15 protein-coding genes are annotated in these 18,709 nt (G+C 42.3%); 6 read left to right on the top strand and 9 right to left on the bottom strand.

Annotated elements, in window-relative coordinates:
- Positions 1 to 52 precede the first annotated feature (52 nt).
- The 8 genes from ACK8P8_RS08090 to ACK8P8_RS08055 all read right to left on the bottom strand — a co-directional run bounded on the left by ACK8P8_RS08090 (position 53) and on the right by ACK8P8_RS08055 (position 11,694).
- Entirely contained in the window at positions 53 to 1,636 is a 1,584-nt protein-coding gene (locus tag ACK8P8_RS08090) for a PKD-like family lipoprotein (RefSeq protein ID WP_176555162.1), read from the bottom strand.
- Positions 1,637 to 1,655: 19 nt separating this feature from the next.
- On the bottom strand, positions 1,656 to 2,330 hold the full coding sequence (locus tag ACK8P8_RS08085; protein ID WP_176555163.1) for a DUF4843 domain-containing protein: 675 nt from the start codon (positions 2,328 to 2,330) through the stop codon (positions 1,656 to 1,658).
- An 18-nt stretch (positions 2,331 to 2,348) separates the two neighbouring features.
- Positions 2,349 to 3,824: a RagB/SusD family nutrient uptake outer membrane protein gene (locus tag ACK8P8_RS08080; protein WP_227216792.1), complete on the bottom strand. Its 1,476-nt coding sequence runs from the start codon at positions 3,822 to 3,824 to the stop codon at positions 2,349 to 2,351.
- Positions 3,825 to 3,863: 39 nt separating this feature from the next.
- Entirely contained in the window at positions 3,864 to 7,289 is a 3,426-nt protein-coding gene (locus tag ACK8P8_RS08075; protein WP_369859057.1) for a SusC/RagA family TonB-linked outer membrane protein, read from the bottom strand.
- Between the two features lie 87 nt (positions 7,290 to 7,376).
- Entirely contained in the window at positions 7,377 to 8,564 is a 1,188-nt protein-coding gene (locus ACK8P8_RS08070; protein WP_099294357.1) for a FecR family protein, read from the bottom strand.
- A 58-nt stretch (positions 8,565 to 8,622) separates the two neighbouring features.
- On the bottom strand, positions 8,623 to 9,168 hold the full coding sequence (locus ACK8P8_RS08065; protein ID WP_099294359.1) for an RNA polymerase sigma factor: 546 nt from the start codon (positions 9,166 to 9,168) through the stop codon (positions 8,623 to 8,625).
- A 437-nt stretch (positions 9,169 to 9,605) separates the two neighbouring features.
- On the bottom strand, positions 9,606 to 10,607 hold the full coding sequence (locus ACK8P8_RS08060) for an ornithine carbamoyltransferase (RefSeq protein ID WP_099294361.1): 1,002 nt from the start codon (positions 10,605 to 10,607) through the stop codon (positions 9,606 to 9,608).
- A gap of 118 nt (positions 10,608 to 10,725) precedes the next feature.
- Positions 10,726 to 11,694: a carbamate kinase gene (locus ACK8P8_RS08055; protein ID WP_099294363.1), complete on the bottom strand. Its 969-nt coding sequence runs from the start codon at positions 11,692 to 11,694 to the stop codon at positions 10,726 to 10,728.
- Between the two features lie 251 nt (positions 11,695 to 11,945).
- Between ACK8P8_RS08055 and ACK8P8_RS08050 the strand changes: the two genes are divergently transcribed.
- The 6 genes from ACK8P8_RS08050 (at position 11,946) to ACK8P8_RS08025 (ending at position 18,062) form a co-directional block, all read left to right on the top strand.
- Positions 11,946 to 12,257: an FtsB family cell division protein gene (locus ACK8P8_RS08050; protein ID WP_227216794.1), complete on the top strand. Its 312-nt coding sequence runs from the start codon at positions 11,946 to 11,948 to the stop codon at positions 12,255 to 12,257.
- Positions 12,258 to 12,261: 4 nt separating this feature from the next.
- A complete protein-coding gene (gene ruvX / locus ACK8P8_RS08045; RefSeq protein WP_099294367.1) occupies positions 12,262 to 12,687 on the top strand; it encodes a Holliday junction resolvase RuvX in 426 nt (141 codons plus the stop codon).
- A gap of 1 nt (position 12,688) precedes the next feature.
- Positions 12,689 to 13,243 (top strand): peptide deformylase, encoded by a 555-nt coding sequence (gene def / locus ACK8P8_RS08040; RefSeq protein ID WP_099294369.1) that lies wholly within the window; start codon positions 12,689 to 12,691, stop codon positions 13,241 to 13,243.
- A gap of 14 nt (positions 13,244 to 13,257) precedes the next feature.
- A complete protein-coding gene (locus tag ACK8P8_RS08035) occupies positions 13,258 to 15,201 on the top strand; it encodes a ComEC/Rec2 family competence protein (protein WP_410025743.1) in 1,944 nt (647 codons plus the stop codon).
- Between the two features lie 72 nt (positions 15,202 to 15,273).
- The gene (gene trkA, locus ACK8P8_RS08030; protein WP_099294373.1) at positions 15,274 to 16,617 is read left to right on the top strand and encodes a Trk system potassium transporter TrkA; all 1,344 of its coding nucleotides are present in this window, start codon (positions 15,274 to 15,276) and stop codon (positions 16,615 to 16,617) included.
- On the top strand, positions 16,614 to 18,062 hold the full coding sequence (locus ACK8P8_RS08025) for a TrkH family potassium uptake protein (protein WP_410025742.1): 1,449 nt from the start codon (positions 16,614 to 16,616) through the stop codon (positions 18,060 to 18,062). The genes trkA and ACK8P8_RS08025 overlap by 4 nt, the downstream gene beginning before the upstream one ends.
- 36 nt (positions 18,063 to 18,098) lie before the next feature.
- On the opposite strand, the gene ACK8P8_RS08020 is transcribed toward ACK8P8_RS08025, so the two are convergent.
- Positions 18,099 to 18,707, bottom strand: a complete 609-nt coding sequence (locus ACK8P8_RS08020) for an L-threonylcarbamoyladenylate synthase (protein ID WP_099294377.1) — start codon at positions 18,705 to 18,707, stop codon at positions 18,099 to 18,101.
- Between the last annotated feature and the right edge of the window lie 2 nt (positions 18,708 to 18,709).

The following is an 18,709-nucleotide window of genomic DNA, read 5'->3' as shown; positions in this document are numbered from 1 at the left end:
AAAGAATTTCAAACGAAAAGACCTTCGGGACTCCCTTGTTTTCTGTTACAAATTAAAAACTCCAACTATTACCGTAACCTACCTTGTAGCGGATGTGCACGATCTCACCAAAATCATGAGTGGAAGCATAAAGCAATTTTTCTTTCTGGCCATTCACGGCTTTTCTCGTCAAATCCAACACGTAGAACTCTCCGGATTGCATACCGATTGCCACCCTGCGACTACCTACACATTCCGAGTCGATAGCCGTAATAATCTGTCCTTGTGGAAATTCATAATACTTTTCTACCGGTAACTTAGCATCACGATCATATAACCACAGCTCGTTATCTTTAGAAATCAATACATAGGGAGTTCCGAAATCTTTCCCGAACACCCACGAACGCAATACGTTAAACACGTTCTTTGAAGTTCCGTTTATCACTTGACTCAAATCTATCTGCCGTTGCAACACCGGAAATGCCGAAGGATTAGCAGATTCTTTCATCTCGTTCACCCGAAAATCATGCGTGTAATAATTCCCGGTTGTCCGATCCCGCAAAATAGAGTAATATCCTTGATCACCACGTCCTTCGTTAACCTCGTAATACCCGGTATGCAAGACCTCCATTGTACCCAAATCATTCAATCGCGCAAAGTCCGGGGCGTACGCGGATTCATCCACTGCAAATTTAAACACCTTTCCAGCCACTTCTTTGCTCAGGTCGGAAATTGCCAAGAATCGGTTGTTCACTTTATCATACATCACGGTAAAACCCAATCCGGCAAAGGGAGCCAGCACAAAACGTGAACCATCTACCTCTTCTCCCTCAAATATCAACGGACGATCGATAAAATAACCGGAATTATACAACTGATCGGTCAATTTCTTGCGAGTATACACTTTCCCGTCATGATTCACCACGCAGGTCAACCACTTCATATCAATCATATCTATCGGTTTAAAATCCGTCGGCAGATTCCCGTCCAAGAAGATATTATTTAACAATACGTCTTTCGTGAAATCCTGTCCCGATAAATCAACACATCCTTGACCGCCGTTTTGCAACACCCAGAAATTTCCAAGATCTCCGCCACCGGCAAAATGTTCCAACACCCGAACCGGTTCCGAGCCTAATTCCTCGTCATTTACCAACCGGTAAATATCCGGTACGTCTTCGTACGTGAATTTTCCATAGTCACTCCCGTCATCCTCATTTTTTTCCCGAATATAGGAAAGAACGGACTTCCCGTTTTGTTTCGCTAGAACAACCCACGCTTCTTTGGCATAAGGAGAAGTCAAAAGAGCTGATATTCCCCCGGAATAAGCGACACCGGTACGATTATCAATTACATTCATATAAATACTCTGGTAATTGACCACGGTATCGACCACCCATTCCAAATTCCGCTGATCAGAAATTTTCCTTCCGAGGAAAATCCATTCATAACTCAAATCAACATCATTACTGTCAATAGCAAAGGTCAACTTAGGTGACAATTTAACCGTTTCCCCCAAAACCGCTTCAAAATAACTTGCATCAAAAGTAACCGTAATATCATTCTTGGGGTCGTATGAATAATTTCCCTTATCATCATAGCAAGAACTCATCCCTAAAATCATGACGAGTAAAAAAAGTATATATCTTATTTTCATTGCCATTATTTTTTAATCATTAATAAATAGGCACCGTTAAATTCAACTCCGGATGCAAAGTCAAGTAATCTTTAAACTCTAATGCCAACAGCCGTAATTTAGTCGGATTTTCCTTTAACAACACTGGAATTTCCGTTGCATCTATTTGGGTTGCAATCAAGAAATGTTTGTATTTCTCCGGAGAATATTCTCCCAGATACACGGAAATGATATCCCCTTCCCACCAGAGCGGTTTGCTTTCCACGTTGTTAAAATGCACTTTTACCGTACGATTGCGACTTAATCCCGGAATAAAGCCATTTCCCTCTTCCAGTTTAATCATCAACGTCACGGGACCATCACTCAATCTTTCGGTCTTTTTCAACACCACATAAAGAGTATCTTTCAACTGATTCGCACCGAATTCAGGCTCCAAATCCAAAACATACTCTTCTGGAAGTGCCGTGGTTCCGGTATCAACCACGGAAACACGGTAATTAGCTTTTTCCGTGAGGAGATTACCCATTAAATTGACCTCAAATCCCGCTTTATACTCATCACTTGTCGGATAATGCGAAAAAGACACGGAAAGATCGGCACTATCCAGACTTGTCGTGAAATAAAGATATCTTTCGGATTGATAGGTCATTGTTTCCTTTTCACTACAAGAAAAGAGAGCAAATACTATCGCTATTATAGTTATATAGTTCTTCATATACATCTTACTATTTTATTAATGAATCAGTTGATTGTCAGGAAGAGGCAATACTCTGCCGATCGTGTATCCCCAATCATTCGGGGTCATATCATACTTTTTATAATAATAAAACAACTGTCCTTCCCCTATAAAATCTCTTCTGGCATCCCTCAATATAGCTTCCTGCATCTCCTCCAGACTCCCGATCTGAAGTTTACCGCCCCGGATACCTCTTGCCATTCTAACCTCATCCAATTTATTAATTCCCAACTGCGTCTGTCCTTCCGTGTAAAGAGCCTCACTGATAATATAATACATCTCGCTCAAACGTACCATCGGTATCAAATCCTCCCCATAAGAATTCCCGACCTGTGGGGTATATTTTTTCGAGTAATAATAATAATCATCCACAACCGAGAATAAACCCAAACGAGCGTCTTCCGTGTCAATCTCGTCGTAATCCTCGTTATAGATAATTGCGTCATAATATACAGGTAACTGAATATTTTCCGAACCGAGATAATGGCTATAATCATCTATTAATTTCTGGTTGGAAAGAGCGAAAATCACTCCGTCGTACAATTTATAGTTACTGTTATAACTCCCTCCCCCGGTAAATGTAAAACATTTATTGAGATACATCCCATTCTGATAAGTCGCATCCAGAACTTCCTGCGCATTCTCTCTTGCCTGCGTCTGTTTGTCACCATAAGAATATACCCGGGCTAAAGTTGCACATATAGCATAGTAATTCATCCGGTATCCCCGGTATAAATAGAATAAATCATCCGGCAAATTTTTATCTCCTCGTCCGCCTTCTATTCTCGCGCTGGTTTTCATCCAAGATCTATGATCACCCACCGTATCAAAAGGAGCTACAAGATTCTTGGCTTTCAACAAATCACGCTCTATTTTTTCCAGAATCACACTCACGCTCCCTCTGGGTTCCGAAGTCGACCCGTATCTTTCGTAATACGGAATGTAGCCTTTATCATCCGCCACCTTGGGAGCCGGAGCAAACAAACGCAACATGTCAAAATGCAGATAAGCCCGCAATGCCAATGCTTCCCCGTGAATCATATCCCGCTCGGACTCTCCCCCGACAAATTTCGACGGCTCTTCTCCATCGATACGGGCAATAATGTTATTACAATTTGCGATAGAATTGTAAGCTTGTGACCAGAATGCCTCAGTAATAGCCTTCACCCCCGTGGCGTTGTATTTTCCTAACAACACGTCATAATAATCATGGGTACTGCAATCATAGTAAATCGTCAACGGATCATACACCCACCCCATCACATCAACAAAACCCCATGTCAATTCCCTGCCATACATTTGCGAAGTCGCCATATCCCGATAAACTCCATTCAACGCATTCCGGTAGCCATCCCCGGTCGCAAAAAGAGTTTCCTCGTTTACCTGATCATCAGGTGCAACATCCAACCATTGCTCGCATGAACCCAACATGAACGGCAACAGCACAGCTAATATTATCTTATTTATCTTCATATTCTCTTGATTTCTAATTCCTAAATAACTAACTCCGATTTAGAAAGTCGCTTTTATTGAAAAATTCACCGATCTGGCAAAAGGATAACTAAGCCCGCGTTCCGCCTTAACAGATGAAATTCTGAAAAGATCGTTCGCCCCCACTTCCAAACGCAACATACCCAAATGGGCTTTCTTTATCAATTCCGAATTAAAATCATATCCCAAAGTGATCGAATTCAATGTTACCACGTTATAATCCTGTACAAAACGTTCTGTCGGATTTGTCGTTTCAATACCGTTTCTTCCGGTTTCAAGAGCTTTAAATTTAGCTTTATCACCCGGTTTCTTCCAACGGTTGGTAAATACTCGCTTATCCACGTTTGAAGTATACAGATTGGCATTTTCAACCTTGTCAACTAAAGTCTGGTTGTATTGCTGCCCACCGAACTCGTACATAAACGTCGTGTACAACGTAAAATTCTTATAGTTCACGTTAAAACCGAACGTTCCCTGTGCTTTCGGTTCCGTATTTCCCACGACAACCTGTTCCGAACTATTCCATGTATAAGTAACGGAACCATCACGATTAACCAGCATCTCCTGCCCGGTAGCGGGATCTATTCCTAAAGATTTCATCGCGTAAATCGAAGTCAATGAACCTCCCTCTTGGTATTTCGTGATAGGCTTGGAAGTGGAACCGTCATAAGCGTTTGACTCTGCAAAGTTTTTATCTACCGCATCATTATAAGCCTTCAGACTCTCGGAAACTTTCAATATCTCATTCTTATTATGAGCCAAATTGCCGAATACGGAAACATACCAATCGTTATTGCGGAATACATCGCTTTTCAATTGAATCTCGTATCCTTTGTTCATCACTTCTCCCAAATTATCCATGTAAGTCGTGAAACCCGCTGCACTCTCGATCGTCACATCATTGATCAGATCAATCGTTTTTTTCCGGTAATAGGAGAATTCCATCTGCAACCCGCCATTAAACAGTTGTACATCTATACCCAAATCCAACTCCTTCGTTTTCTCCCAAGCCAGCTCCTTATTTCCCAACGCCATCAATGAAGCGCCAAAGCCTGTTTTATACCATTCTTCACTCAGTATCTGGTATATAGTCTGTGCCGCGTAAGGCGGGAAATTTACTTTACCGGTCACCCCGTAAGATCCTCGGATTTTCAGCACATCAATATAACCGTATTTCTTCATAAACTCGTAATTATGAAGATTAATACCTAAACCTCCCGACCAGAAAGGAGCAAACCGTTTATCGGAACCAAATTCGGAAGAACCGTCTGTTCTCACCGAAAGATCCAACAAATAGATATTATTGTAAGTATAGTTCAAACTTCCCAACACACCGAACAAACGGGTACTGTTCTGACTTACCGTCGGTTTCTCCACAATTTCCTGCGCGTAATTGGGAGAATGTAACGAACCGGAAGGAAATCCCCTGTAAAATGCCGATGTCGTAGAAGTATGCGTAGACGTTGCGTTAATACCAATATTCAGATTGATATTGTGTCCGCTTATAGTGCGGTTGTAAGCCAAAAAAGCATTCAAATCCCAATCGAACCCGTCACCAGCACTTGTACGAAGCTCTCCCGAACTACTATTGGCCGCACTCAACACCTTACCGTTACGCATTGACTTCGGATCAATAAAATCGTCACTTTTCGTGTTTTTCTTGGTTAAACTGAATTGTCCTTTTATTTGCAAATAATTATTCACGTACCAGTTGGCACTCAAATTATTTATCAACTCATCCACTTGTGACTTATTAAAACTCTTTAATCCGGCCTCGTACAAAGGATTCTTTAACTCCGACGAAGATCCCCCATGCCAATTAAAGGTCTGTTTCAAGTAATTCCCGTCCGCATCCTTATACTCGTCATACGGTTGCTTTGAAGTATAGTCCGAGAAAGTACCGTAAGGAGATTCTTCCGATCGTGTAATATTATAAGATATATAATTCTTTACTTGGAAAGAACCAATCCGGTAATCAATATAAAAACCAACCCCCATACGATCCCGGTAAGATTTTTTCATCACACCGTCTTCATTATTATAGAGCATATCCAACCCGAAACGAATATCATTGGTTCCCCCTTCTATATACAAACTGTGTTTATGATTAAATGCCGTTTGTAACGGCTTGGCTAACCAATAGGTATCAACACCGTGAGCAACATTGTTGAGCTTACCATTATATTCTACATCATATTTATTCTGATCAGAATAATTAGCAGCCTTATAAATGCCTGCCGCCACCTCTGCTTCCAACTTTTCCTTTGCGTTCATCAGGTTATAGTCGGTCAGATCCGGTGCCGTCACGGTTCCCGTCATACTATAAGATACCGATACTTTACCCGGAACAGGGGCAACGGTAGTGATAACCACGACACCATTAGCCGCACGGGACCCGTACATAGCCGAAGCAGCCGCATCTTTCAGTATCGTTATACTTTCAATGCGATTCGGGTCCATATCATACAATTTCTCCACGCTAATTTGGAATCCGTCCATGATAAAAGTCGGCAAATTCGGGTTGTTTTCCAGTTCTGACTTGGAAAGATTCTTCTTTCTATCCAGATCTTTCACCCCGATACCGGAACGTCCGCGGATATACAATTCGGGCACGTTGTTCGGGTCCGAACCCCACTGGTTATTTTGCTGGATACGAAAAGAAGGATCAAAAGTCTGCAACGCTTGAATTACATTCGTTTTGGAAACCTTCAACAAATCTTCTCTCTTCACGGTAACGGAATTTCCCGTGAAACTCTCTTTTCTGATATTGGCGTACCCGGTCACGACAACTTCCTGCATCTCTTTCACGTCCTCTTGAAGGCGAATGGATATCTCCTTTGCATCATCTTTCGGATCTTTCGGCAAACGATATTCTTTAGTAACCATTCCCACGAAAGAGAATACCAGTATCGTGCTATCCATCTTCGGTACCTCAATCGAGAATTTCCCATCGATATCAGTCACGACACCTAAAGTAGTACCTTTGATAAGCACGGTAACCCCCGGAAGAGTTATCCCCTTCTCGTCCATAACCTTCCCTTTGATTTTCCTGAAAGTTTCTTTTTTCTCGTCATCACCTCCTTCCTTCTTCGAAATAACCAGAAAATCGTCTACCATTTTACACTCCAATCCGCTGCCTTTCAGTGCCTCATTCAAAGCATCCTTGGCATTTACATTCGTCAGCCGAACGGTTACGCGTGACATATTCTTCAACAAGGTGTTATTATACACCACCACGTAACCGGACTGCGCTTCCACTTCCTTTATGATGTCTTCAATCAGAGCATCCTTAAAGGAAATACTAACTCTTTCCTGTGCAACTCCTGTTTCAGCATGTAACTGGAACAGAGTTACAAAAACGATCAATAATTGCAATCGCATAATTTTCCATAGTTTAGACCATACTTTTCCCTCCCGGAAAAGTTCATCCGTTAAAATTTTTTTCATAGATTTGTATAACTATTTATTTAAAATTCTCTCTTGCAGGAGAGGGTTATTAAAGAAAAAAAGGGGAAGAGGCCAATCTTCCTCTTTTTATTTTTTACTTATCCATATCGTTCCATCTTTTTGTATTGAAAATTTTAATGATTGAGTATTTTCCAACAATTTAAGAATAAAATCTATCGGTCTGTTACGCAAAGCTGCACCGGAAAAACAGACATCCCGTAAAGACTCGTCCGAAAAATAAAACTTCACATCATACCAACGTCCCAAAGCCTCGGTAATCTCAGATAAAGGAGTGTCGTAAAAATAAAAAGTCCCGTGACGCCAAGAAGTATAATACTTCAAGTCAACCTCTTTTACCGTGATTTCCTTGGACGTTTTATCGTAAACGGCATGCTCCCCGACATTCACCCTCTTCATCGAATGATCACCCCATAGATTTATTTTCCCAGAAGTCAATGTCGCACTACAATCCCCTTTTTCCGGATAACAGGAAGCATTAAACGAGGTTCCCGTCACTTCAATTCTCGCATCCCCCATCAACACGTTAAAAGGTCGCTTTGCATCTTTTTTCACTTCAAAATACGCCTCTCCCGTCAACTTAACTTCCCGGGTATCTTGCCCGAAGCACAACGGGTATTCCATCTTCGTTTCAGAATTCAACCATACTTTCGTTCCATCCGACAAGATCAGCATATACTCTCCCCCGCGAGGTACGACAATCTTATTATATACCAATTTACCGACTTTATCCGTTTCGCGCAAAGAATCATAATAATTCAATGTATTACTCTTATCCCGGAATAGAATTTCCTGATCAAAATAACCGTCCCGTATCGTAGAATCACTTACATCCTTAAGATTAATCTCCCGCCCATCAGACAAATAAAGAATAGCCTTCGCTTCCCCCGGTTGAATATCGTACTTTGCAATCACGGGGATATTTGTATTTTCCGTCGTACGATCAAAAACATAATAAGCCACGAGTCCTGCTAACAAGGGGAATACTATCGCTGCCGCGTACTTTAACCACGAATATCTCCGCATAACGGGCGACGGCTTCACTTGTTTCATGACTTTACCCAAGGCCAGTGGTTTATCCAAACGGTCATATCCTTTTAGCAAAGCACCGCATTGAATAATTGATCGGATATCCTTATAAGCACGTTTATTCTCGTCGGAAGCCTCAAGCCATTCTCGCAAACAGGCTTTTTCTTCCCCGGAACATTCATCTCGAGAATCCCGCCATATTATATCTTCTATTTCTTCTTTCATCATAATCCAATATCAATTCTTTACATAGAAGACGAAAAAAAACAGAAACGGGTGAAAGAAATTACTCGAAAATCGTGAAAAAAGTAAGAAATAATTTGAAATCTTCTTTGTTCAAGCTCTCCCGAAGAAGCTTTAAGCTTCTGGATAGCTGCGTTTTGATCGTGTTCAAGGAAACATGCATTTCGTCTGCAACTTCCTTGTATTTTTTGTTATCCACGCAGATAGCGACAAACACATAGCGACATTTTTCCGGCAAAGCTTCTATCGCCTCCAACAATTTATCCATTGTAGAATCTTCCTCCGATTCCGTATGGAAAAAATATTCCAATTGATCTGCTAATGAATTTATATCAACCGTATCGTACTTTTTAGCCCGCGACAGATCAATACATGCATTACGCACCATCCGGTATAAATAAGAACGAGCAGACATAGTCTCTGTCCCCTCCTGAAAAATATCCCAAAATCTCACGAACACGTCCTGCACGATATCCTCCGCCTCAGAAAAATCACCGCAAAACCTTACCGCATACAAGCACAAAGCCTTGTAGTTTTTGTTAAACAGTTCAACAAACAATTTTTCTTTATGTACTAATTCTGAAGACATCACCTTCGTTTTTTAAGCACAATACCATCTAATTGCGCTCGTAAAAATATAAAATAATTTCGGTCCATTTATTGAACATCTTATTTTTAAATTATAAACCGACTTTTTTCTATTTAGAAACGAAGGACAATAGCATTATAAAATATCATTGCCGTTCCGATCATTCTCAACTGGATTAGTATTCTTTATCAAAAAGTTATCTCACTGAAATAATACCCCTTGCTCGAAGCCCTCACGAAGCTTCGCCAGAGCATCGCTACACGGAGCTATTCGAGCCACGGGGTATCTCCCGGACAGCTTCGAGGGAGGGGTATTATTTCCCAATAATTACCATTAATCTCCATGGTTATAACGGAAGAAACCCGCTTGATTTTGTTATCAAGCGGGTTTCTTTATACAATATAATCGGGTATTTCTACCGATCATGAACTAAATCTTTAGTCACCCAAAGTAGCAACCATCACAGCCTTGATCGTGTGCATACGGTTCTCTGCCTCATCGAACACGATAGAATTTGCAGACTCGAACACGTCTTCGGTTACTTCCAATCCGTTCATGCCGAATTGTTTGTAAACATCACGACCTACTTGAGTATCAAGGTTATGATATGCCGGCAAGCAGTGCATGAATTTGCAGTTCTTGTTTCCGGTCAATTCCATAACTTTAGCATTTACTTGATACGGGGTCAACAATTTGATACGTTCTGCCCATACTTCAGCAGGCTCACCCATAGACACCCACACGTCGGTGTACAGGAAGTCGCAACCTTTCACTCCTTCTTCCACGTTATCGGTAATGGTAACTGTAGCTCCGGTTTCTTCAGCGATAGCCTTGCAAGTAGCAACTAACTCGGCATCCGGTTGCAATTCTTTCGGGGCAACAATGCGTACATCCATACCCATCTTGGCACCACCAACCATCAAAGAGTTACCCATGTTGAAACGGGCATCACCAAGATAAGCGAAAGTCACTTTGTTTAAAGGCTTATCGGTATGTTCCATCATGGTCAGGAAGTCTGCCAGAATCTGAGTCGGGTGGAATTCGTTGGTCAAACCGTTCCATACAGGTACACCTGCATATTGAGCCAATTCCTCAACAATAGCTTGTCCGAAACCGCGGTACTCGATACCATCATACATACGTCCCAATACACGAGCCGTATCAGCCATGGATTCTTTCACGCCAATCTGAGATCCGGAAGGACCAAGATAGGTCACGTGAGCACCTTGATCATGAGCAGCTACTTCGAACGCGCAACGGGTACGGGTAGAAGTTTTCTCGAAAATCAAAGCAATATTTTTACCTTTCAAACGAGGTTGTTCAGTTCCGGCATATTTTGCTTTTTTCAAATCAGCAGCCAAATCCAACATGTATTTGATCTCTTTCGGAGTGAAGTCCAACAACTTCAAGAAATTTCTGTTTCTCAAATTAAAAGCCATAACTTTATTAATTTTAGATTTATAATTTTAAATTTCAGATTCATTATTTATGGACAAAAGTACAATATCCCATCGAGAATTAAAAACTCATTTCCAGTTTTCAACTCTCCATTTTCAATTATCTTCTATCGTCCTCGTATTCCATCGTGATTTTGGAACCGTAACGTCTGTCTTCCAACTTTGTGGCTTCGGTAATCACTGATTTTTTTCCACCATTCTTAACAAAACGCAAACAAGCACGAATTTTCGGTGCCATACTTCCCTCTGCAAACACTCCTTCTTCCATGTATTTCATCGTATCGGCATAATCCAAGAATTCCAATTTCTGTTGCGACGGTTTCTTGAAGTCCTTATAAATATAAGGAACATCCGTCAAGATATAGAACTCGTCCGCTTTCACTCTCGTACCTACCATAGCGGAAGCCAAATCCTTGTCGATAACACCTTCCAACGGCTGGATGTCACCCTTCTCGTCGATATACACGGGGATACCACCACCTCCGGTAGTGATCACGATATTGCCTTCGCGAGCCAAACGTTCCACCAAATCGGCATTCATAAAATCTTTCGGGTCCGGGGAAGGAACCACCCGACGCCATCCGCCTTCAACCTTGATCTCTTCCTTGAAAACCCATCCTTTCTCGGCTGCCAGTTTATCCGCCTCTTCTTTCGTGTATATCTTACCCACGCGCTTGGTCGGATTCTGCATCGCCGGATCATTCTTGTCCACGATCACTTGGGATACCATCGAGATCACGTTACGTTGCAGACCGTGCTCTTTCAAAATATTTCTCAAGTTACGTTCGATCATGTAGCCGATCTGTCCTTGCGTGAAAGCCACACAAGTGTCCAAAGGCATGGCAGCGTTACCGTACATCTCTACACCGGCAGCATTATCCATAAGCACGTTTCCTACCTGAGGACCGTTTCCGTGCGAAATAATCAAATTATACCCTTCCTTAATCAAGTATATTAAATTTTCCAACGTATCTACCGTGTTGGCATTTTGCTCCTCGATAGTTCCTTTCTGGTTTCCTCTCAAAAGAGCGTTTCCACCTAACGCAACAACCGCTAACTTCTTTTCCATTACTGATATTTTATTGTTATTCTTCTTTTTGTCTAAAAAAATTCCGAAAGCACAAAGCTAACGAAATTAGTTACACAAAAAATAGCCAATTTTCATTTTTATCAAATCACAAATCGCTGTATATCAATTCGCTGTATAAATATTCTTCCCGTTTTTATAAATATGCAGCGCAAAAACCATGTTTTTGCCTGCTCGGAAAAAAAATAATGGATAATGGTTCTTAACCGCCTCTTTTTTTGTACCTTTGCACTATGCAAGACGAAAACAAACGATCATCGAGAAATTTGTTTCAGCGATTTGCCAACAAATACACTATCGTGGGGTTGCTATTTGTTATATGGATCGCGTTGTTCGATAAATACAGTTTTATCGATCAGTTACAGTTGCGCTCAAAAATCAGCCAGATGGAGAAAGAAAAAAATTACTACCGGAAAAAGGTTGAAGAAGATAAACGCAAAAAAGATGAATTGTTAGGGAATCGGGATAACCTCGAAAAGTTCGCCAGAGAACAGTACTTGATGAAAAAAGAGAACGAGGATATTTTTATTATCGTAAAGGAATAGGGTATTGGGAAGGATTGTTGCTATTGATTACGGGAAAAAAAGGGTTGGCATAGCGGTCACGGATCCATGCAAGATCATCGCCAACAGTCTAACGACAGTCAAATCACACGAGGTTTTACAATTTCTACAAGATTACTGCTCGAAAGAAAAGGTAGACCTTTTTGTCGTGGGACACCCCAAACAAATGAATAACACGGACTCTGAAAGCATGACTTACATCAAGCCGTTTCTCGTCGCACTCAAACGTAAACTCCCGGACATCCCCATCGTCATGTATGACGAACGCTTCACCTCAGTCTTGGCACACAAGGCGTTGCTAGAAGGAGGAGCCAAGAAAAAACAACGTCAGGATAAAGCAGTTATCGACGCCATCAGTGCCACGATCATATTGCAATCCTACATGGAATCACAAAGAAACATGAATATTTAATATGCTGTTACCTATTTACATTTACGGACATCCGAAACTTCGGAAAGTATCCGAGGACATTACCCCGGAATACGAGGGGTTAAGCAAACTGCTCGATGACATGTGGCAAACCATGTACGAGTCAGACGGGGTGGGATTAGCTGCCCCGCAAGTCGGGAAAAACATACGCATTTTCGTGATTGACGGAAGCCCATTTGAAGAAATTGACCCGGACTGTAAAGATTTCAAGAAAGCTTTTATCAACGCGCATATACTGGAACGTTCCGGGGAAGAGGTGCCTTTCAATGAAGGCTGCTTGAGTATTCCCGGCATTCACGAGGACGTGATGAGAAAAGATCATATAAAAATCGCCTATCGGGACGAGAACTGGGTAGAACACGTGGAAGAATTCACGGGCACCCGCGCACGCATCATCCAACACGAATATGATCACTTGGACGGAATCATGTTCACTGACCACTTGTCCGCTCTGAAAAAACGTTTATTAAAAGGGAAGTTGAGTAATATCAGTGCCGGGAAATTCAAACAAAACTACCGGGTAGTTTTGCCGAAATAGCCGAGGCTACGCCTATGCGTCCCATTCACTGGCATCGGTATCCATTCCTTTTCCTCGTGATTCCTTTAATCGCGGGAATTCTTGCCAGTGAATGGATGTTTGACATTCACTCCCGATTTATCCTTTACTCGATTATAGGCTCACTCCTTCTATTGACAGGAGTTGCCCGTACACGTTACGGAAAATTATTTTCTATTTTCTCGTTTCTGTTCATTTTCTTGACAGGCGTGTATTGCCATCGCCCGCAAAACCTGCCATTCGTGCCGGGTAATGTCTACACGCTGCAAGGACGCTGTGAACGGCTCACTCCACCCGACAAAGCAATTATCTCCTCAAACGGGATTCGCATCTTCACGCGATACCGGGATTCTATCCGGTTTTCTGTCGGCGATTCGCTCCTGTTTGACGCCAGAGTCTATTTGCTGTCAGCCACGGGCAATCCACATGAATTTGATTACAACACGTACCTCCGTCACCAAAACATTCAAGCCCAAGCGATTCCGATTTCGACTCCGACACGAATAGGACACTCGGAAGATTTGTACTCTTTTTGTCATTCCCTGCAACAGCATTTGTCACATAAATTGTCAACTATCGTGCCGGACAGCACAACCTATAACCTGCTTGCAGCCCTCTGTCTTGGAGATCGCCAAAATCTGACTCCCGGCACGAAACAATTATTCCAAGACACGGGAACCATTCACCTGCTTGCCATTTCCGGATTACATATCGGGGCTATTTATCTTTTACTACTTTACGGGTTACGTCTTTTCAAACTACGCGATCGCAGATTCACCCTCGCACTGATTCCATTGTTATGGTTGATCACGGGTATTACCGGCTTATCACCTTCCGCCTGCAGGGCAGCAACTATATTGAGTTTCATTATTATAGGAGAAGCATTCCGTCTGGATTATGTACCTTTAAACGCTATCGCGGCAGCAGCATTCTTCACCTTGCTTATCCAACCGACATTACTGTATTCCGTGAGTTTTCAAATGTCGTATGCCGCCTACACTGGAATTATACTTGTCTATCCGTTAATAACCATTAAGCGTAAGGCGCTTCCCCGGCTCACACGGAAGATATACCCCCTCCTCGCCGTCAGCTTTTCCGCGCAAATTCTGACTCTCCCGATTACTGCATACTATTTCCACACGATCAGTTTAAACGGCATTCTATTCAATCTCGTCGCCGTACCGGTTGCCACACTATTACTCTATCTCGGGGCAATCCTACTCGTGTTACCCTCTCTTATCGGCAGTTATCTCGCGTATCTTGTAACAGGTATCACTCAAATCCTGCTTTATTGCCTCCGAATATTTTCCGGTATCGCCATAAATCTGACAGAATTATACCCGACATCCTTCCATATCATCCTTATATATATTATAACTTTATCATTTATCTTATACGTGACCAGCCGACAACGCCGGATTGCCCACTTGTTTCTAGCCTCGACATGTTTGCTTGTTATTTTCATCTACGGTTACACGTTCCACAAGCAAAACCGACAAGAAATCGTTGTTTACAATAGATATCGTCATTCCGTGATACTCTTGAATCACAAGGGATACTATTCTCTACTGAAAAATACGGATACCATCCCAAGCCAGTTGACATACACGATAGCAAATGACCTGCAACCGCTTCCCGAGCATGACGGATTCATCGGGGACCAAATCATTTACACGAATAAGCAACTGCAAACTCGTAAACAAACAATTACAATTGCAGATGGTACATGTCCCACTATACCCGACCAAGGAATACTCATTATCACGGGAAATATTTTCCCTATCTCGGATACGACACAATCGTCATTTCCAAGTCAAATCATTATAGACCAATCCAATACCCCCCGATGTATCCGGGCATGGGACGAATTTTGCATTCAAAAGCAAATCCCTCTATTTAAAACAAATGAACTAGGCTCTATCGTGATTCCCTTAAAATAAAAATTGGTTCATTTTTCTATGTAATTCGGATTATAATTCTTTATTTTGCCAGTTAATTAACACCTAACGAAAATGGACATAGTAATAGCGGGAGCAGGAGAAGTGGGGACACATCTCGCGACGATGCTTAGTAAGCAGGAACATAATATCATGCTGATCGACAACGACGAAGAAAAGCTGGAATTACTTGGCAGCCAACTCGATGTCATGTCTATCGTGGGATCATGTACTTCTATCGGTGCGCTTAAAGATGCCGGAGTACACAAGTGTGACCTGTTCATCGCGGTAAATCATCAGGAAGATCAAAATATCAACTCTGCCATTTTAGCCAAAAAGTTAGGAGCGAAACAAACTATCGCGCGGGTTAACAATAGCGAATATCTGGAGAGCGAAAATACGGAATACTTGAAGATGATCGGTATCGATTCCTTAATCTACCCGGAACGTCTGGCCGCGGAAGAAATCGTTGCTTCCTTGAAGCAAAGCGGTTCCCGCCAGTTACATGAATTTTCCGACGGTCGATTGCAATTACTCGGTATCAAATTATGGGAAAATGCCCCGGTACTCAACCTCACGTTGATCAAAATGGCAGAAAGATACGGGGCACAACATTTCCGTGTCGTTGCCATCAAACGTGCCGAGCGCACTATCATCCCGAGGGGAAATGATTCTTTCCGGTACGGCGATCTTGTTTTCATCGTGACGAAACCTTTCTATGTACCGAATGTATTCGCCCTTTGCGGCAAATCACAATACGAGGTTAAGAATGTCGTTATCGTGGGAGGTTCCCGAATCGGAATAAAGACAGCCTCTTTGCTTGAAAAAAACTACAATGTCAAGATTATAGAAAAAGACCGTGAGAAATGTATCCTTATCGCCGATAAATTAAAATCGACACTGGTAATCAACGGTGACGGTCGCGACCTCGCCTTGCTCCGGGAAGAAGGTATCAAAAATACCGATGCTTTTATCAGCGTCACGCATTCGTCAGAGACAAACATTCTCTCTTGTCTATTAGCCAAAAAGTTAGGAGTTAAAAAAAGTGTTGCCGAAGTTGAGAATATCGACTACATCGACCTTGCCGAAAACATCGGGATCGGAACGCTGGTAAACACTAAATTGATAGCCGCTTCACACATATACCGTTACACCATGAATGTAGACGTGAAACACTTGAAATTCCTCACGTTCTCGGAAGCTGAGGTATTTGAAGTCACGGCAGAAGCGGGTTCCAAAATTACCCGGAAAACATTGGCCGATATGAATTTTCCGGAAAATGCTACTGTCGGGGGAGTCATCCGTAACGGGGATGCCATCATTGCCAAAGGCGACGTGCAGATCGAGGCTGACGACAAAGTTGTCATCTTCGCTCTACCCAGTGCGGTGAAGAAAGTAATCAAATTATTTCAACGATGATCAACTTCAGGTTTATAACCAACATTATAGGAAAACTTTTGCTCGTCGAAAGTGCTTTTCTGATGATCTGTATCATTGTCGCCTTGATATACGGGGAAAATGATATGATGGCATTTACATATTCTACCGCCATCACTCTTGCCGCAGGAAGCCTTATGGCTTTCACGGTCAAGGTAAAAGATCGGGTTCTTGCCAAGAAAGACGGGTATTTTATTGTCACTACCACTTGGGTAATGTTCACCATATTCGGTTGTTTGCCTTTTTTGTTGGGAGGTACGATTCCTTCCATTCCGGATGCTATATTCGAAACCATGTCCGGATTCACGACTACCGGTTCGAGCGTTGTAAATGACATCGAGGCTTTACCACATGCCACGTTATTCTGGCGTTCGCTAACCCAATGGATGGGAGGTATGGGTATTATCGTGCTATTGCTGGCAATACTACCCGGACTCGGTATTGAAGGCCGCGACCTGTTTGTCGCCGAAGTTCCCGGTCCCACGCATGACAAATTCACCGCGACATTCACCTCCACCGCCCGCCGTATGTGGTATCTTTACATATCACTCACGGTAGCCCAGACCTTGTTGTTACTTCTCGGTAAAATGGATTTGTTTGATGCCATCTGCCATTCATTCACGACGATGGCTACCGGGGGATATTCCACGAAACAAGATAGCCTTGCTTATTGGAACTCGGCTTATATACAGTATGTTGTCATTATTTTCATGTTTATCGCGGGAACTAACTTTGGTCTGATGTATGTTGCCATTCACGGGAAAATCAAAAAATTATTCCGTGATGAAGAATTTAAACTTTACTTCTTCATCATTCTCATAGCAAGTGCTATGATAGCATGTGTACTATATTTCAAGGGGTATGATGATTTGGAATTAAGCATTCGGGAAGCCCTCTTCCAAGTTGTTTCGATTCTCACGACGACAGGATTTGCCACGGCAGACTATTTGTTATGGCCTCCTTTACTAGGTGTGATTATTTTCGTACTTCTATTTATAGGAGCCTGCGCGGGCTCTACATCCGGCGGTTTAAAATGTATCCGACTGAATCTGCTGTTCAAGAACTCATTTATTGAAATGAAACGCATCATTCACCCGAACGCAATCATTAACGTGAAATACAACGGGAAGAGCATACATCCCAATATAATGACTGGAGTCATGGGTTTCTTTATCCTTTATATCTTCATCTTCGGGATATCCAGTGTTATCATGTCCTTGTTCACGGAAGATATTGCCACGGCTTGTAGTGCTGTTATAACAAGTATGAGTAACGTAGGTCCCGGATTCGGCGAGATTGGCCCCATGAGCAATTTCGCACACTTGAATGACTTCGCGAAAATATTCTTATCCATACTGATGATGGTTGGGCGTTTGGAAGTATTCACCGTACTGGTATTATTCAGTAGAGCTTTCTGGAAGAAATAAATAAAAAAGGACTTCCGCTCGAAGTCCTTTTTTATTTTATAATTCACCTAATCCCTGTCGGGTGACAACAATCTCATCGCCCGTGCAGTCGATAACGGTGGAAGGGATATTATTTCCATAACCGCCGTCGATAACCAAATCGACCAAGCGACCGTATTTCTCGTGGATTAACTCGGGATCAGTGATATATTCTTCAACTTCTCCCTCCTCCGCCTTCACGGATGTTGTCAACAACGGTCCACCTAGCTCGTCCACGATAGCTTGTACGATAAAATTTTTCGGAATACGGATACCGATAGTCTTACGTTTATTCATCAACGCGTTAGGCAATTTGCTCGTGGCAGGCAACACGAAAGTGAAAGGTCCGGGCAAACATTGCTTCATCAACCGGAATTCCTCGTTTGTTACCTTAGCGTATGCCGCAATATTTCCCAAATCCTTGCATATCATCGAGAAATTAGCTTTCTCCGGCTTCACTTTACGTATAGCCGATACTCGCTGCACAGCCTTCACACTATTAATATCACATCCTATCGCGTAAATAGTATCGGTCGGGTAGATGATAATACCACCATCACGTAAGAGCTCAACGATCTTCCGAATTTCCCTATCATTAGGATTATCCTCGAATAAGCGTACAAGCATTA

The sequence above is a fragment of the Butyricimonas muris genome, from assembly GCF_046365375.1.
GTDB lineage: Bacteria > Bacteroidota > Bacteroidia > Bacteroidales > Marinifilaceae > Butyricimonas > Butyricimonas muris.
This window is presented reverse-complemented; position numbering and strand designations above follow the sequence as displayed.

Excerpts from the sequence above, each read along its gene's own strand:
- ACK8P8_RS08035 (WP_410025743.1), top strand. The coding sequence starts at position 13,258 with ATGCGTCCCATTCACTGGCATCGGTATCCATTCCTTTTCCTCGTGATT.
- ACK8P8_RS08065 (WP_099294359.1), bottom strand. The coding sequence starts at position 9,168 with ATGTCTTCAGAATTAGTACATAAAGAAAAATTGTTTGTTGAACTGTTT.
- ACK8P8_RS08090 (WP_176555162.1), bottom strand. The coding sequence starts at position 1,636 with ATGAAAATAAGATATATACTTTTTTTACTCGTCATGATTTTAGGGATG.
- ACK8P8_RS08060 (WP_099294361.1), bottom strand. The coding sequence starts at position 10,607 with ATGGCTTTTAATTTGAGAAACAGAAATTTCTTGAAGTTGTTGGACTTC.
- ACK8P8_RS08020 (WP_099294377.1), bottom strand. The coding sequence starts at position 18,707 with ATGCTTGTACGCTTATTCGAGGATAATCCTAATGATAGGGAAATTCGG.
- trkA (WP_099294373.1), top strand. The coding sequence starts at position 15,274 with ATGGACATAGTAATAGCGGGAGCAGGAGAAGTGGGGACACATCTCGCG.
- ACK8P8_RS08080 (WP_227216792.1), bottom strand. The coding sequence starts at position 3,824 with ATGAAGATAAATAAGATAATATTAGCTGTGCTGTTGCCGTTCATGTTG.
- ACK8P8_RS08050 (WP_227216794.1), top strand. The coding sequence starts at position 11,946 with ATGCAAGACGAAAACAAACGATCATCGAGAAATTTGTTTCAGCGATTT.
- ACK8P8_RS08075 (WP_369859057.1), bottom strand. The coding sequence starts at position 7,289 with ATGAAAAAAATTTTAACGGATGAACTTTTCCGGGAGGGAAAAGTATGG.
- ACK8P8_RS08025 (WP_410025742.1), top strand. The coding sequence starts at position 16,614 with ATGATCAACTTCAGGTTTATAACCAACATTATAGGAAAACTTTTGCTC.
- def (WP_099294369.1), top strand. The coding sequence starts at position 12,689 with ATGCTGTTACCTATTTACATTTACGGACATCCGAAACTTCGGAAAGTA.
- ACK8P8_RS08070 (WP_099294357.1), bottom strand. The coding sequence starts at position 8,564 with ATGATGAAAGAAGAAATAGAAGATATAATATGGCGGGATTCTCGAGAT.
- ACK8P8_RS08055 (WP_099294363.1), bottom strand. The coding sequence starts at position 11,694 with ATGGAAAAGAAGTTAGCGGTTGTTGCGTTAGGTGGAAACGCTCTTTTG.
- ACK8P8_RS08085 (WP_176555163.1), bottom strand. The coding sequence starts at position 2,330 with ATGAAGAACTATATAACTATAATAGCGATAGTATTTGCTCTCTTTTCT.